The organism is Streptomyces sp. NBC_00820 (genome assembly GCF_036347055.1).
GTDB lineage: Bacteria > Actinomycetota > Actinomycetes > Streptomycetales > Streptomycetaceae > Streptomyces.
The window spans coordinates 1,472,428-1,488,507 of sequence record NZ_CP108882.1 but is presented as its reverse complement, the minus strand read 5'-3'; the positions used below and the strand labels follow the sequence as shown (position 1 = coordinate 1,488,507).

Below are 16,080 nucleotides of genomic sequence, written 5' to 3'. Positions count from 1 at the left end.
TGGGTCACCGGCGGATGCGGGTCATCTCCGGGTCGAACAGCGGCTCCTCGGCGACCGTCGCGGGGACCTTCTCGCCGAAGTACTCGATGTGCGCGCCGGTGCCCGGGGCGAGGCCGGCCGGCAGCCAGGCGTAGGCGACACACCGGCCCAGCGTGTAGCCGTACGACGCGCTGGTCACGTAGCCGGCCGGGGCGCCGTCGACATGGACCGGTTCCCTGCCGAGCACGACGGTGGCGGGATCGTCGAGGAGGAGCGGGGTGAGCCGGCGGGCCGGCTCGGGCAGGCCGAGCAGGGCCTCCCGGCCCACGAAGTCCCCCTTGTCCATACGGACCGCGAAGCCGAGGCCCGCCTCGAAGGGCGTGTGCTCGTCGGTCATGTCGGTGCCCCAGGCGCGGTACCCCTTCTCCAGACGCAGGGAGTTGAAGGCAGAGCGGCCGGCGGCGACCACACCGAGGTCCCGTCCGGCCTCCCACAGCGTGTCCCAGAGCCTGAGGCCCAGGTCGGCGGTGGTGTACAGCTCCCAGCCGAGTTCGCCGACGTAACTCAGGCGCATCGCCGTCACCGGGACCTGCCCGAGGTGGGTCCGCTTCGCCCGGAAGTAGCCGAAGCCCTCGTGGGAGAAGTCGTCGCGGGTCAGCGGCTGGACCAGGGCGCGGGCGAGGGGTCCCCAGACGCCGACGCAGCAGGTGCCGGAGGTGATGTCCCGTATGTGGACGTCGGAAGGGGCGTGGCGGAGCAACCAGTCCAGGTCGGCGGGGGAGTTGGCGCCGACCTGGAAGCGGTCGGGGGCCAGGCGGGCGACCGTGAGGTCGGAGCGGACGCCTCCGGACTCGTCCAGGAGCAGGGTGTAGGTGACCGCGCCGGGCTTCTTGCGCAGGTTGTTGGTGGTCATGCGGTCGAGGAAGGCGAGGGCGCCGGGGCCGGTCACCTCCAGGCGCCGCAGTGGGGTCATGTCGTACAGGGCGACCTTCTCGCGCGTCGCCCTCGCCTCGGCGGCGGCCACGGGGGACCAGTACCGCGACGACCAGGCGTCACGCTCGGGGAGGTCGCCGAGGGAGTCGGTGAGCGCCGCGTTCGTCTCGTACCAGTGCGGGCGCTCCCAGCCGCCTCCCTCCAGGAAGAACGCGCCGAGTTCCCGCTGGCGGGCGTAGAAGGGACTGACGCGCAGGGGACGGGGTTGCTCCATCGGCTGGAGGGGGTGCAGAACGTCGTACACCTCGGCGAACTGCTGGGCACCGCGTTCACGTACGTACGACGGTGAGCGCTGCGCCTCCTCGAACCGTGTGAGGTCGCACTCGTGCACGTCCGCCGAGGGCCGCCCGTCGACCATCCACTCGGCGACGGCCCTGGCCACGCCCGCGGAGTGGGTGACCCAGACCGCCTCGGCCAGCCAGAAGCCGCGCAGTCGCCGGGTCTCCCCGAGGAGGGGCATGCCGTCGGGCGTGAAGGAGAAGACCCCGTTGAAGCCGGTCTCGATCTCCGTCCCACCCAGGGCGGGCAGCAGACGCAGGCAGTCCTGCCAGCTCGGCGCCCAGTCCTCCGGCGTGAAGGGACAGGAGGACGGCATGTCCATGCCCTGGGCACGGGCCTCTTCATACGCCGGGACCGCGAACGGGTCGACCGGCAGCGGCCGGTGCGCGTACGAGCCGATGCCGATGCGGTCGGTGTGCTCGCGGAAGTACAGGTCGCGGTCCTGGAAGCGGAGGATGGGCCGCGTCGCCTCCGCCGTGGCGCCGGCCAGTTCGGACAGCGGCCGCGTCCTCGCGTACTGGTGCGCGAGAGGCTGCAACGGTACGTCGACTCCGGCCATGCGGCCGATGACCGGGCCCCAGAAACCGGCCGCGGAGACCACGTGGTCGGCAGGGAAGACGCCCCGGTCGGTGACGACGCCGGTGACGCGGCCGCCCTGTTGCTCGATGCCGGTGACGGTGTGCCGGTCCAGGAAGCGGGCGCCGCGCGCGGCGGCCCGGTCCAGCTGGGCGCGGGCGGCGAGGAGGGCGTGGGCCAGTCCGTCGTCGGGGGTGTGGAAGCCGCCGAGCACGACCGACTCGTCCAGCAGCGGCCACAGTTCCTTGCAGCGGGCGGCGCTGACGATCTCTCCCCGGATGCCCCAGGAGGCCGCGTAACCGGCCCTGCGGTGCAGGTCGGCGAGGCGTTCGGGCGTGGTGGCCAGCTCCAGGCCGCCGACCGGCAGGAAGCAGGGGACGCCGTCGACTTCGAGTGAGGAGAACTTCTCGACCGTGTAGGCGGCGAACTCCGCGAGGGTCTTCGACGGGCTGGTCCGGAAGACGAGTCCGGGCGCGTGGGACGTGGAGCCGCCGGGTGCGGGCAGCGGACCCTGTTCGAGGACGGTGACGTCGGTCCAGCCACGGGCGGTCAGCTCGTCGGCGAGGGAGCAGCCGACGATGCCGGCGCCGATGACGACGACCCGAGGTCCGCTCCCGGGAGTTCGAGGACCGTCCCCGGGAGTTCGGGGACCGCTCTCGTGGGTTCGTGGACCGCTATCGGCGGTGCGGGGGTGGCCTTGGTCGGCGGGAGGGTGGTTGCCGGGCGTGCGGGGGTGGCTTTCGGGCGTGCTGGACATGCCCCTCCTTGTGCTGGCGGGGATGGCAACGGGTCGGGGGAGTGAGGCTGCGCCGGGCCGCGGCGCGCCTACGCGGCGGGTACGGCGGGCACGGCGGGCGTTGTGGGCACGGTGGGCACGGGGGGCCGTGGGGCGTTCGGTGGCGGGGGCCCGGTGGCCGGCCGTGGCGCGGCGGAGCGCCCCCGCGTCGTGGGCGGTGCCGGCGCTCACAGGACCACCACCGAGCGCAGCACCTCACCCCGGTGCATCTTGCCGAACGCCTCCTCGACCTGGTCCAGGGCGATCGTCTCCGACACGAACGCGTTGAGGTCGAGCAGGCCGTACAGGTACTGGTCGATGAGGAAGGGGAAGTCGCGGCTCGGCAGACAGTCGCCGTACCAGGAGGACTTGATCGCGCCGCCGCGCGAGAACACGTCGATCAGCGGGAGTTCGATCTTCATCTCCGGGGAGGGGACGCCCACCTGGACCAGGAGGCCCGCGTGGTCGCGCATGTAGAAGGCCTGCCGGAAGGTCTCCGGACGGCCCACCGCGTCGATGGCGATGTCGACCCCGAAGCCGTCGGTGAGCGCTCGGACGGCCTCGACGGGGTCCGTGCCGCGGGAGTTGACGGTGTGGGTCGCGCCGAACTTCTCGGCCTGGTCCAGCTTCTTGTCGTCGATGTCGACGGCGATGACCTTCATCGCGCCGTTGAGGCAGGCCCCGGCGATGGCCGCGTCGCCGACCCCGCCGCAGCCGATGACGGCGACCGTGTCGCCACGGCCGACGTTGCCGGTGTTGGCCGCCGCGCCGTAACCGGCCATCACCCCGCAGCCGATGAGTCCGGCTGCCTCGGGGCGTGCCGCCGGGTCGATCTTCACCGCCTGGCCCGCCGCGACCAGTGTCTTCTCGGCGAACGCCCCGATGCCGAGCGCGTTGCTGAGCGGGGTGCCGTCCCTCAGGGTCATCGGCTGGACGGCGTTGCGGGAGTCGAAGCAGTACCAGGGCCGGCCGCGCCGGCAGGAACGGCAGCTGCCGCACGGCGCCCGCCAGGCGAGGACCACGTAGTCGCCGGGCACGAGGTCGGTGACGCCCGGTCCGACGGCCGCGATCGTCCCGGCGGCCTCGTGGCCCAGCAGGAACGGGAAGTCGTCGGTGATCGCGCCCTCCCGGTAGTGGAGATCCGTGTGGCACACCCCGCAGGCCTGCACATCGACGAGCACCTCGCCCGGACCCGGGTCGGGGACGAGGATCGTCCGCACCTCCACGGGTGCGCCCTTCTTCACGGCGACTACGGCACGGACCTCGTGTGGCACGACAAGCTCCTCTGCTGTTGCGCATTGCACGATGGGTTGCGTGATGGGGAACATATTGAGAACGCCGTCACGGAGCCGTCAAGAGGTGCGCGTTACCCCTTGGCAAAGGGAACCCGCGGGGGCGAAACCTCCCCGACACACGGCGGCGCGGTACCGGGAACTCCCCGGTACCGCGCCGTGGTCTCCGAATCCGCCCTACTCGCCGTTCCCCCTGTGACGACCTCGCCCGCCGCCGTGTCAGAAGCCGTAGCCCATACGACGGGACAGCTCGGCGCCGGCCGCCACCGTCCGCTTCGCCACCTCCGGCAGGCGGTCCGGATTCAGCCGGTACACCGGTCCGGAGACGCTGATCGAGGCGATGACCTTGCCGTCGTGCGCGCGCACCGGCGCGGCCACGGCGGCCAGCCCCAGCTCCAGCTCCTCGATCGTGACGCCGTACCCCTGCTCGATCACGGCCTCCAGCTCGGCCCGCAGCATCGAGGAGCCGGTGACGGTGCGGTCCGTGAACCGTGGCAGCGGCCGCGCGAGCAGGCCCTCGCGCAGGGTCGGCGGCATGTGCGCGAGCAGCACCTTGCCGCTGGAGGTGGCGTGCAGCGGAGTGCGTCTGCCCAGCCAGTTCTGCGCGGTCACCGAGGCGGTGCCGCGGGCCTGCATGATGTTGACCGCCGCGTCGTCGTCGAGCACGGCGATGTTCACCGTCTCGCCCAGTTCGTCCGCCACCTCGCGGCAGACCGGGACGCCCTCCTGGGAGATGTCCAGCCGCACCGCCGCCGCCCCCGCCAGGCGCAGCACGCCGGCCCCCAGGTAGTACTTGCCGCGGTCCTTGGCCTGGGCCACCAGGCCGCGGTTCTCCAGGACGCCGAGCAGCCGGAACGCCGTGGACTTGTGTACGTCCAGCTCCTCGGCGATCTCGGTGACGCCCACCTCGCCGTGCCGCGCGAGGATCTCCAGCACGCTCACCGCGCGGTCCACCGACTGCACCGCGCTGGCCGTCCCCCGGCCGTTCTGCTTCTCCTGAGTCCCCGGATTCTCCCTGGTGTCCTCGCCGCGGTCAGGCCGCTTCTGCGTGCGGGTCATGGCTCAACTCTCACCACCTGTGGGCCCGGTTCGGGCCGCATCTGCGGGAAGCCCTTGACGCGACGGTCGTCCCGCGCGGATTCTGTTGCGCATAGCGCTGGATCGTGCGCCATGCGAAACATCATGTTACCGAAGCGTCCGGATCCCGGAAGGGTGCCGGAGGCAGCCGGACCCTGACGGTCCGTCACCGCAGCGCCATCGCTCCGCACCGCCCGCACCGGACCGGACCCATGGAGGTCCGCGCGCCGGCCTGCATCCCTACCGCCTGCATCGAGCAGGTCCCGGACCGAGCGTCCCGGACCGAGAGGGGGGCTTGTGATTCCCGTCTGCCGCCTCGAAGACCTCCCCAAGGGGGAGTCCGTCCGCGTCGGGACCGCACCGCCGATCGCCGTGTTCCGCACGGACGACGGCGAGCTGTACGCCATCGACGACACCTGTACCCACCAGGACGCGTCCCTCTCCGAGGGCTGGCTGGAGGGCTGCCTGGTCGAATGCCCGCTGCACGCCGCGTCCTTCGACCTGCGCACGGGTGAGCCCACCTGCTTCCCCGCCCGGCGCCCCGTCCGCACCCACCGCGTCACCGTCGACGAGGGCGTCGTCCACGTCCACCTCACCGCGGAGGAGGGCACGGCCGCATGACCGCCGACGCCTTCACCCGACCCCCGACCCCTTCCGTGCGTGTCGCACCCGCGCGTGTCGCACCCGCACTTGCCGCACCCGTACGTGTCGCACCCGTACGTCTCGCCTCCGTGCCGGTCGCACGCGGCGTCGGAGAGTCGCGCCGGATCCGCCCCGACCACACCGACCGCCCCGATGGCCCCGACCACACCGACCGCCCCGACCCTCAGGCGAGGAGCCGCACCGTATGAGGACCGTGACCATCGTCGGCGCCTCCCTCGCCGGGTTGTACGCGGCTCGTGAACTGCGTGCCCAGGGCTTCGACGGCCGGCTGGTCGTCGTCGGCGAGGAGCCTCACCGCCCCTACGACCGCCCTCCTCTCTCCAAGGACTTCCTCACCGGCCGCGCCGACGAGAACCGACTCGCCCTCACCGACACCGAGGAGACCGCCGCGCTCGACGCCGAGTGGCTGCTCGGCGTCCGCGCCCGTGGACTCGACGCCCGTGGCCGCACGGTGCTCCTCGACGACGGCCGCACGGTGTCCACCGACGGCGTCGTGATCGCCACCGGTGCCGCCGCCCGCCGCCTCCCCGGCCACCAGCTCGCAGGGGTCCACACCCTGCGCACCTTGGACGACGCGCGCGCCCTGCGCGCCGACCTGATCCGGGGCCCGCGCCGGGTCGTCGTCATCGGCGGCGGGTTCATCGGCGCCGAGACCGCTTCCTCATGCGCGGCGCTCGGCCATGAGGTCACGGTCGTGGAAGCTGCCTCGCTGCCTCTGGTGCCCCCACTCGGTGCGGAGATGGCCGCCGTGTGCGCCGCACTGCACCGCCGCGGTGGAGTGGACCTGATCACCGGCGTCGGCGTGGCCCGCCTGCGAGGCACCACCGCGGTGACCGCGGTCGGCCTCGGTGACGGCCGTGACCTGCCCGCCGACATCGTGATCGTCGGCATCGGGGCCACCCCGAACACCGCCTGGCTGGCGGGCTCGTCACTCACTCTGCGCGACGGTGTGCTCTGTGACGACGGCTGCGTGACCGCCCTGCCCCAGGTGGTCGCGGTCGGCGACGTCGCCCGTGTCGGCGGCGCCCGGGCCGAACACTGGACCTCCGCCACGGAACAGCCCCGCGTCGCCGTGGCCAACCTGCTCGCGGGCCGCACCCGGGAGACAGTCCGCCCCGTCCCCTACTTCTGGTCCGACCAGTACGGCTCCCGCATCCAGTTCGCCGGCAGGCGCCGTGACGGTGACACCGTGCGCGTCACGGAGGGCGACCTGGACCAGGACGGCCCCGGCGAGAGCGGCTTCCTCGCCCGTTACGAAAGGGACGGCCGCACGGTCGCCGTACTCGCGGTGGACCGCCCCCGCCCCTTCATGCGCGCCCGCCGGGAACTCGGGCGAGAGGAGAAGGCGGTGGCACCGGCCGCGCTGTGAGGGCGTGAGCCAACTGCACCGTGAGGTCGTGCACCGGTGGTGCCGTGTGTGGGGCGTGCTCCGGCCGCGCTGCGGGGATGTGCTCCGGTCGTGCCGTGAGGGCGTGCTCCGGCCGTCCGGATGTCACGAGTGCGACAGTTGACCGGCGCCGCCCCGGCGTATCCGCTTCTGATCCCGCAGAGCGGCCCGCGCACGCCGCCGCGCCGCACGGCGCTCACGGCGCAGTGAACGGGCCGTGCTGCTCGGCTCGGAGACCACGCCGTACCGCTGGCTCCACACCTGGCGGGTCACCCACACGTCGACCGCCGCCCAGGTGGCCACCACCGTGCCGGCCACGCTGCCGATCATCATCGGGAACGCCAGCCACGACTCGGCCATCGCGCAGAGGAACGCCACCATGGCCTGTATCAGCGTCACCGAGATGATCAGGACCGCCCGCACCGCCGCCGTACGCACCGGATCGGGCAACCGGTACCGCCACGCCGGCTCCTCCACCCACAGCGGCCGGTACGACGACTGCCGCGGGACACCGCGGAACTCTCCGGCACCCTCACGCACCTGGACGCCGTGCTCGAGTTGCTCGTGACCCCACCGCGCCGCCGAGCGCTCCATCACGCTGCTCTCGGGTGTCTCGCGTCGCTCCCCCGTGCCCATCACCGTGTCACTCCCCATCGCCGGCAGACCGCTTGCTCCCGGTGTCCGAAGACCCCGGCTCCCCAGTGGCTGCCCGGCTTGCGCTCTTTTACGCCGCCGAGGTGCGGGATGCGGCTCCTGTGGCCGATTCCGCCCCCATCTCCCAAGAGGAAGGACGAACGGCACCCCGCCAAGATTCCCGCCTTACGAAAAATTCCAGCCAACGGTTGTCCGTACTTCTGCGGACGTCCTCCCCGCGGCCACGCACGAGGCGGCGACAATCTCCCGCAATGCCCGGACAACTCGTCATCTCTCGCCGCCGATACGGAAGTTCACCCTCCGGACACGTCTTCGAGTTACCTCCGAGGCGGTAGTAGGCTCGCGCCGTTTGTTGACGGACACGCGAACCCCCGGCCGGCGGGGGTCGAGCTGGGGGAGGCCATGCGCTTTCGCGGGAAGTCGATCCGCCGGAAGATCGTGGCGCTGCTTCTCGTGCCGCTGCTGTCCCTGGCCGCCATCTGGGGCTTCGCCACGGTGCTCACGGGACGCGACGTCGCCCGGCTCTTCCAGGTGTCCGACATCGTCCAGAACGTCGGTTATCCCACCGAGGACACGGTCCGCGTCCTGCAGCAGGAGCGCCGTCAGACCCTCGTCTACCTCGCCGACCCGCGCGCCGCCGACGGGCTCTCCGCGCTGCACCGCACCCGCACCGCCACCGACCGGGCCGTCGCCAGGATCCGGCAGAACGCCAGGGACCGCGACGTCGTCGGCGGCATGGGAGCGGAGGACAGGGAGCGCCTCACCGCCGTCCTGGACGCCTTCGACGGCGTCGACCCCCTGCGCCGCAGCGTCGAACAGCGCACCGTCACCCGCGCCCAGGCCTTCGACCTCTACAACCGCCTCGTCGACCCCTGCTTCTCCCTGCTCGCCGCACTCGACAACATCGACGACGTCCAGATGGACAAACAGGCGGCCGCCCTGGTCAACGTCACCCGGGCCCGTGAACTGCTCGCCCGCGAAGACGCCCTGCTCGGCTCGTCGCTCGTGGTGGGCAGGCTCTCCCAGGGCGAGATCCACACCATCTCCGACCTCGTCGCCCAGCGCACGCTCCTGTACGACATCAACCTGCCGCTGCTGCCCGCGGCCGAGCGTGAACGCTACGAACGCTTCTGGGTCAACGCCACCACCACCCCGCTGCGCGTGGCCGAACAGACCGTCATCGACTCGGGTCCGGGCACCCCCCACCGCGTCACCGCCGAGGGCTGGGACTCCTCCGCGGCGGGCGTCCTCGATCAACTGGGCACCCTCGACGACCAGGTCGGCGACCGCTTCCAGGACCGTGTGCGGCCCGTCGCCGTCGGCGTCATCGCGCAGGCGGCCGTCGCGGGCGTCCTCGGACTGCTCGCCCTCCTGTTCTCCCTCGTGGTGTCCGTACGGGTCGGCCGCGGTCTCGTCCGCGACCTCAGGCAGCTGCGCCTGGAGGCCCACGAGGCGTCCGGGGTGCGGCTGCCCGGCGTGATGCGCCGCCTGTCCGCCGGTGAACAGGTCGACGTCGAGACCGAGGCGCCGCGGCTGGAGTACGACAAGAACGAGATGGGCGAGGTCGGCCGGGCCCTCAACACCCTCCAGCGCGCCGCCGTCGAGGCCGCCGTCAAGCAGGCCGAACTGCGGGCCGGTGTCTCCGAGGTCTTCGTCAACCTCGCCCGCCGCAGCCAGGTGCTGCTGCACAAACAGCTCACCCTGCTCGACACCATGGAGCGCAGGACCGAGGACACCGACGAACTCGCCGACCTCTTCCGCCTGGACCACCTCACCACCCGCATGCGCCGGCACGCCGAGGGCCTGGTGATCCTCTCCGGCGCCGTGCCGTCGCGGCAGTGGCGCCGTCCCGTGCAGCTGATGGACGTCGTCCGCGCCTCCGTCGCCGAGGTCGAGGACTACGAGCGTGTCGAGGTCCGGCGCCTGCCCCGCGTCGCCGTCACCGGACCGGCCGTCGCCGACCTCACCCACCTCGTGGCCGAACTCCTCGAGAACGCCACCGTGTTCTCGCCCCCGCACACCGCCGTCCAGGTCCTCGGCGAGCGCGTCGCCAACGGCTTCACCCTGGAGATCCACGACCGCGGTCTCGGCATGACGGCCGAGGCCCTGCTCGACGCCAACCTCCGGCTCGCCGAGACGCCCGAGTTCGAGCTCTCCGACACCGACCGGCTCGGCCTCTTCGTCGTCAGCCGACTCGCCCAGCGGCAGCACGTCCGTGTCTCCCTGCAGCCGTCCCCCTACGGCGGTACCACCGCCATCGTCTTCATCCCCGACGCCCTGCTGACCGACGACGTCCCGGACACCAACGGCATCGGCTTCCGCCTCGACCGGGTCCGCCCCGCGAAGGAGGCCGAGCAGCAGACGGGACGGTCCACCGGACGCTCGCAGACCTCGCCGCAGGCGGCCGGCCTGGCGACCTCCCTGCTCGACGGGCCGGTCGAGCTGCAGCCCCCCGTGGACCTCGACGACCTCGACGACTTCCCGGGCGCCCTGCCGGACGAGGAGAGCGAGCGAGGCGGCCTGTTCAGCCCCCGCCGTTCCCTCGCCCCCGCCGACGACCACGACACCGCCCGGCCCGTCGAACGGTCCCACCGGCCGGTCTCCCAGCGCCGCGACGACGTCGAGGCCGACGACCGCGTGGGCGGCCTGGTCCCGCTGCCCCGGCGGCAGGCGCCCAAGCTGGTCAGCTCGCACGGCAAGCCCGTCACCGACCAGCGCACCCGGCGCGGCACCCCGGACGGACCGACCACCGAAGGCCCGCTCCACTCCGACACGGAAGGACTGGCTCCGCTGCCCGCACGACGCCGCGGTGAGACGGTCCGGGGAGCGACCGGCCCCGTCCACCACACCGACGAAGACCCGAAGACCCCGGTCGCCCGCGCGTACGAGATCTCCGAGGTCCCGGTACTGCCCCGACGGACCCGGCCCCCGGCCACGTCCACGGCAGCCGACGAGAACGACGGCACCCCACTCACCGGCGGCACCCCGCCCACCGGGGACACGTCGCCCACCGTCGACGGCACGCCTCCGGAGCCCGGACCGGGCACCGGGTCGTTGCCCCGGCGCGTACGACAGGCCAGCCTCGCCCCGCAGCTCAAGCAGCAGCCGGCGCGGCGCCCCGAACCCGCGGACCGGGCCGCCGACCGCGACGCAGACGAGGTCCGCAGCCGTATGGCCTCGCTCCAGCGCGGCTGGCAGCGCGGCCGCGAGGAGAACGCCACGGGCGACCGAGCCCGCAACGGCACAGCACAAGGAACCAATAAGGGGGACGGTCGATGACCGCACCAAAGGCGACCGACCACACGGACACGAAGAAGCTGGAGCTGAACTGGCTCCTCGACGAACTGGTCGACCGGGTCGCCAGCATCCGCAAAGCCGTCGTGCTCTCCGGTGACGGCCTGGCCACCGGGGTGTCCAAGGACCTGACCCGGGAGGACAGCGAGCACCTGGCCGCGGTCGCGTCCGGCTTCCACAGCCTCGCCAAGGGTGTCGGCCGCCACTTCGAGGCGGGCAGCGTCCGGCAGACCGTCGTCGAACTCGACGACGCCTTCCTGTTCGTGACCGCGGCGGGCGACGGCAGCTGCCTCGCGGTCCTCTCGGACGCCGACTCCGACGTCGGCCAGGTCGCCTACGAGATGACGCTCCTGGTCAAGCGGGTCGGTGTCCACCTGGGCGCCGCTCCGCGCACCGATCTGCCCGCGGGCGGGTAGTGCGACGGCATGAAGGGCGACGGTCAGGGAAACAGCCACTGGTTCGACGACGAGGCCGGACCGGTCGTCCGGCCGTACGCCATGACCCGTGGCCGTACCACGAGTCCCGGCCAGCACCGCCTTGACCTGATCGCGGTGGTCGTCACGGAGGCCGACGCCGGGGATCCGGAGTCGGAACCGACACTGGGCCCGGAACACGTGGAGATCGTCGGGCTCTGCCGTGCGGAACCGCTGTCCGTCGCCGAACTCGCCGCGGAGCTCGATCTGCCCGTCGGGGTGGTGCGCGTCCTCGTCGGCGACCTCGTGCACGCGGAACTCGTCCATGTGACGCGCCCGGTGCCCCCGGCCGAGCTGCCGGACGAGAGTATTCTGCGCGACGTGATCAACGGCCTTCGGGCGCTGTGACCGGCGCGGAAGCGGAGCGATGACGTGACTGGCTGGCAGTTCTGGGTCGACCGAGGCGGGACCTTCACCGACATCGTCGCGCGCCGCCCGGACGGCCGCCTGCTCACGCACAAACTGCTCTCCGAGAGCCCCGCGTACGCCGACGCGGCCGTCGCCGGCGTACGCGAGATCCTCGACGGCTCCCAGGAGCCCGTCGACGCCGTCCGCATGGGTACCACGGTGGCCACCAACGCGCTGCTGGAACGCAAGGGGGAGCGCACCCTCCTGGTGATCACCCGCGGCTTCCGGGACGCCCTGCGGATCGCCTATCAGAACCGCCCCGACATCTTCGCCCGCCACATCGAACTGCCCGAGCTGCTCTATGAACGGGTGATCGAGGTCGACGAGCGCATCGCCGCCGACGGCACCGTGCTGCGCGCCCCCGATCTGGCCGCCCTGGAGGGCCCGCTGCGGCAGGCATACGACGACGGGATCCGCGCGGTCGCCGTCGTCTGCCTGCACAGCCACCTCCACCCCGCGCACGAACGTGCGGTCGGCGAACTCGCCGAGCGCACCGGCTTCTCGCAGATCTCGCTGTCCAGCGAGGTCAGCCCGCTGATGAAACTCGTCCCGCGCGGGGACACCGCCGTCGTCGACGCCTACCTGTCGCCCGTGCTGTGCCGGTACGTGAGCCACATCGCCGATGAACTGCGCGACGTGCGGCTGATGTTCATGCAGTCCAACGGCGGGCTCACCGAAGCCGGACAGTTCCGCGGCAAGGACGCCATCCTCTCCGGACCGGCCGGCGGCATCGTCGGCATGGCCCGCATGTCGCAGCGCGCCGGTCTCGACCGGGTCATCGGCTTCGACATGGGCGGCACCTCCACCGACGTCTCCCATTTCGCCGGCGCGTACGAGCGCGTCTTCACCACTCAGATCGCGGGCGTCCGCCTGCGCGCCCCCATGCTGGACATCCACACCGTCGCGGCGGGCGGCGGCTCCGTCCTGCACTTCGACGGCTCCCGCTACCGCGTGGGCCCCGACTCCGCCGGCGCCGACCCCGGCCCGGCCTGCTACCGCGCGGGCGGCCCGCTCACCGTCACCGACGCCAACGTGATGCTCGGACGGATCCAGCCCGCCCACTTCCCCGCGGTGTTCGGCCCCGACGGCGACCAGCCCCTCGACGCCGCCCTCGTCCGTGACCGCTTCACCGCCCTCGCGCGCGAGATCCGCGAACGCACCGGTGACGACCGCACCCCGGAACAGGTGGCCGAGGGGTACCTGAGGATCGCCGTCGCCAACATCGGCAACGCCGTGAAACGGATCTCCGTCCAGAAGGGCCACGACGTCACCCGCTACGCCCTCACCACCTTCGGCGGCGCGGGCGGCCAGCACGCGTGCAAGGTCGCCGACTCGCTCGGCATCCGCACCGTCCTCGTACCCCCCATGGCCGGTGTGCTCTCCGCACTCGGCATCGGCCTCGCCGACACCACGGCGATGCGGGAACAGTCCGCCGAAGTCCCCCTGGAAGCCGACTCGATGCCCGGCCTCCGCGACACGGCCGACGAACTGGAGGACGCCGCCCGCGCCGAACTCCTCGCCGAGGACGTACCGCAGGACCGCGTCGAGGTCGTCCGCCGCGCCCAGCTGCGCTACGACGGCACCGACACCACACTCACCGTCGAGCTGACCGAGCCCGACGCCATGAAGCGCGCCTTCGAAGAACGTCATCGCGCCACGTACTCCTTCACCCTCGACCGCCCGATCGTCGTCGAAGCCCTCTCCGTCGAAGCCACCGGCATCACCGCACCCCCCGACCTCTCCGCCCTCGCCCCCTACGAGGGTCGTCCCGCCGCCCCCGAAACCGTCCGCCTCCACACCGGAGACGCCTGGCGCGAGGTACCCCTCCACCGCCGCGAGGCCCTGCCTCCCGGCGACACCGTCACCGGCCCCGCGATCATCGCCGAGGCCGGGGCCACGACCGTCGTCGACGACGGCTGGCGGGCCGCGGCGAACGACGACGGGCATCTGCTCATGGAACGCACGGCGATCACGGAGAGTTCCGAACTCGGCACACAAGTCGACCCCGTTCTGCTCGAGGTCTTCAACAACCTCTTCATGTCGATCGCCGAGCAGATGGGCGCCCGGCTGGAGTCCACGGCCCAGTCCGTCAACATCAAGGAACGCCTGGACTTCTCCTGCGCCCTGTTCGACCCGGACGGAAACCTGGTGGCCAACGCCCCCCACATCCCCGTCCACCTGGGATCCATGGGCACCAGCGTCAAAGAGGTCATCCGCCGCCGCGGCACCGCGATGCGCCCCGGCGACACCTACGCCGTCAACGACCCGTACCACGGCGGCACCCACCTGCCCGACGTCACCGTGATCACCCCCGTCTTCGAGAACGACTCCCCGACGGACACGGAGCGTGAGCCGGAGATCCTCTTCTACGTCGCCTCACGCGGCCACCACGCCGAGATCGGCGGCATCGCCCCCGGCTCCATGCCGGCCGACAGCCGCACCATCGACGAGGAGGGCGTCCTCTTCGACAACTGGCTGCTCGCCGAGAACGGCCGCTTCCGCGAGGAGGAGACCCGCCGCCTGCTCACCGAGGCGCCCTACCCCTCCCGCAACGTCCCCACCAACCTCGCCGACCTGCGCGCCCAGATCGCCGCCAACCGCAAGGGCGTCGACGAAGTGGGCCGCATGATCGACGAGTTCGGCCTCGACGTCGTCCAGGCGTACATGCGGCACGTGCAGGACAACGCCGAGGAGGCGGTACGCCGCGTCATCGACGCCCTGGACGACGGGGAGTACGCCTACGAGACCGACGCGGGCGCGGTCATCCGGGTCCGCGTGCGCGTCGACCGGGCCGAGCGCCGCGCCACCATCGACTTCACCGGCACCTCCGCGCAGCTCGACACCAACTTCAACGCCCCCTTCTCGGTCGTCAACGCGGCCGTCCTGTACGTCTTCCGCACCCTCGTCGCCGACGACATCCCGCTCAACGACGGCTGCCTGCGCCCCCTGGACATCGTCGTGCCGCCCGGCTCGATGCTCGCCCCCGAGCCGCCCGCCGCCGTCGTCGCGGGCAACGTCGAGACCTCCCAGGCCATCACCGGCGCCCTCTACGCCGCGCTGCGCGTCCAGGCCGAGGGCTCCGGGACCATGAACAACGTCACCTTCGGCAACGACCGCCACCAGTACTACGAAACCGTCGCCTCCGGATCCGGCGCGGGCGACGACTTCGCCGGGGCCGACGTCGTGCAGACCCACATGACCAACTCACGGCTCACCGACCCCGAGATCCTGGAATGGCGGCTGCCAGTCAGGCTCGACGAGTTCGCCGTCCGGCGGGGCAGCGGCGGCGCCGGACGCCGGCGGGGCGGAGACGGTGCCGTGCGCCGCATCCGCTTCCTCGAACCCATGACCGTCTCCACGCTCTCCCAGCACCGCCGCGTGCCGCCCTACGGCATGGCGGGCGGCGAACCCGGCGCACTCGGCGCCAACCGGGTGGAGTGGGCCGACGGAACGGTCACCGAACTCGGCGGGAGCGGCACGACGGACGTCGCTCCCGGAGACGTACTCGTCATCGAAACCCCCGGTGGCGGCGGCTACGGCCGGCCGTCCCCCGACCCCCACCGAGCAGGAGAAGAGAGCGATGGTCTTCGAGCGATCTGAGCGCGGCAAGCCCCCGGTCGAGCCCGTCACGCTCAAGATCCTGGTGGCCGGCGGCTTCGGCGTGGGCAAGACGACCCTCGTCGGCGCCGTCAGCGAGATCAGGCCGCTGCGCACCGAGGAGCTGCTGACCGAGGCCGGGCGTCCGGTCGACGACATCAGCGGTGTGGAGGGCAAGCACACGACCACCGTGGCCATGGACTTCGGCCGGATCACCCTGCGCGAGGACCTCGTCCTGTACCTGTTCGGCACGCCCGGACAGGAACGGTTCTGGTTCATGTGGGACGAGCTGTCCGAGGGCGCGCTCGGCGCCGTGGTCCTCGCCGACACACGCCGCCTGGAGGACTGTTTCGCGGCCGTCGACTACTTCGAGCGGCGCTCCATACCCTTCCTCGTCGGCGTCAACTGCTTCGCGGGCGCCGCCCGGTACCCCATCGAGACGGTCCGCAAGGCCCTCGACCTGGACGAGGACGTGCCCGTGCTGCTGTGCGACGCCCGCGACCGGGAGTCGGTCAAGGAAGTCCTCATCGGAGTCGTGCGGCACGCCATGGAGTACGCGGCCGGCCGCCGCCAGGCCGTCTCCACCTGACCGCCCCGTAGCGCCCGCCGCACCCGACCGTACGACGGGCCGGA

General features: G+C 72.2%; 11 protein-coding genes. 7 read left to right on the top strand and 4 right to left on the bottom strand.

Features of this window, described 5'->3' with window-relative positions; translation table 11 throughout:
- Positions 1-4: 4 nt before the first annotated feature.
- The 3 genes from OIB37_RS06835 to OIB37_RS06825 all read right to left on the bottom strand — a co-directional run bounded on the left by OIB37_RS06835 (position 5) and on the right by OIB37_RS06825 (position 4,953).
- Complete coding sequence (locus OIB37_RS06835; RefSeq protein WP_330456624.1) at positions 5-2,584, bottom strand: GcvT family protein; 2,580 nt, start codon at positions 2,582-2,584, stop codon at positions 5-7.
- Positions 2,585-2,790: 206 nt separating this feature from the next.
- Positions 2,791-3,876, bottom strand: coding sequence for an S-(hydroxymethyl)mycothiol dehydrogenase (locus OIB37_RS06830; RefSeq protein ID WP_330456623.1), 1,086 nt, complete (start codon positions 3,874-3,876; stop codon positions 2,791-2,793).
- A gap of 237 nt (positions 3,877-4,113) precedes the next feature.
- Positions 4,114-4,953, bottom strand: coding sequence for an IclR family transcriptional regulator (locus tag OIB37_RS06825; RefSeq protein WP_443058123.1), 840 nt, complete (start codon positions 4,951-4,953; stop codon positions 4,114-4,116).
- Between the two features lie 315 nt (positions 4,954-5,268).
- Here OIB37_RS06825 and OIB37_RS06820 point away from each other — a divergent pair, with 315 nt between their 5' ends.
- On the top strand, positions 5,269-5,592 hold the full coding sequence (locus tag OIB37_RS06820; protein WP_330456622.1) for a bifunctional 3-phenylpropionate/cinnamic acid dioxygenase ferredoxin subunit: 324 nt from the start codon (positions 5,269-5,271) through the stop codon (positions 5,590-5,592).
- Positions 5,593-5,818: 226 nt separating this feature from the next.
- Entirely contained in the window at positions 5,819-7,003 is a 1,185-nt protein-coding gene (locus tag OIB37_RS06815; protein WP_330456621.1) for an NAD(P)/FAD-dependent oxidoreductase, read from the top strand.
- A 123-nt stretch (positions 7,004-7,126) separates the two neighbouring features.
- Here OIB37_RS06815 and OIB37_RS06810 read toward each other — a convergent pair whose 3' ends face one another.
- The gene (locus OIB37_RS06810; RefSeq protein WP_330456620.1) at positions 7,127-7,657 is read right to left on the bottom strand and encodes a hypothetical protein; all 531 of its coding nucleotides are present in this window, start codon (positions 7,655-7,657) and stop codon (positions 7,127-7,129) included.
- 420 nt (positions 7,658-8,077) lie between these two features.
- Here OIB37_RS06810 and OIB37_RS06805 point away from each other — a divergent pair, with 420 nt between their 5' ends.
- From OIB37_RS06805 to OIB37_RS06785, 5 genes are read left to right on the top strand one after another with little or no spacing between them, the layout of a single operon-like run.
- Positions 8,078-10,954, top strand: a complete 2,877-nt coding sequence (locus OIB37_RS06805; RefSeq protein ID WP_330456619.1) for a sensor histidine kinase — start codon at positions 8,078-8,080, stop codon at positions 10,952-10,954.
- Positions 10,951-11,385, top strand: a complete 435-nt coding sequence (locus OIB37_RS06800; protein ID WP_330456618.1) for a roadblock/LC7 domain-containing protein — start codon at positions 10,951-10,953, stop codon at positions 11,383-11,385. Before OIB37_RS06805 ends, OIB37_RS06800 begins: the two co-directional genes overlap by 4 nt.
- Positions 11,386-11,394: 9 nt before the next feature.
- Complete coding sequence (locus OIB37_RS06795) at positions 11,395-11,790, top strand: DUF742 domain-containing protein (protein ID WP_330456617.1); 396 nt, start codon at positions 11,395-11,397, stop codon at positions 11,788-11,790.
- Between the two features lie 24 nt (positions 11,791-11,814).
- Positions 11,815-15,450, top strand: a complete 3,636-nt coding sequence (locus tag OIB37_RS06790) for a hydantoinase B/oxoprolinase family protein (protein ID WP_330456616.1) — start codon at positions 11,815-11,817, stop codon at positions 15,448-15,450.
- Entirely contained in the window at positions 15,431-16,036 is a 606-nt protein-coding gene (locus OIB37_RS06785) for a GTP-binding protein (protein ID WP_330456615.1), read from the top strand. Before OIB37_RS06790 ends, OIB37_RS06785 begins: the two co-directional genes overlap by 20 nt.
- Positions 16,037-16,080 lie beyond the last annotated feature (44 nt).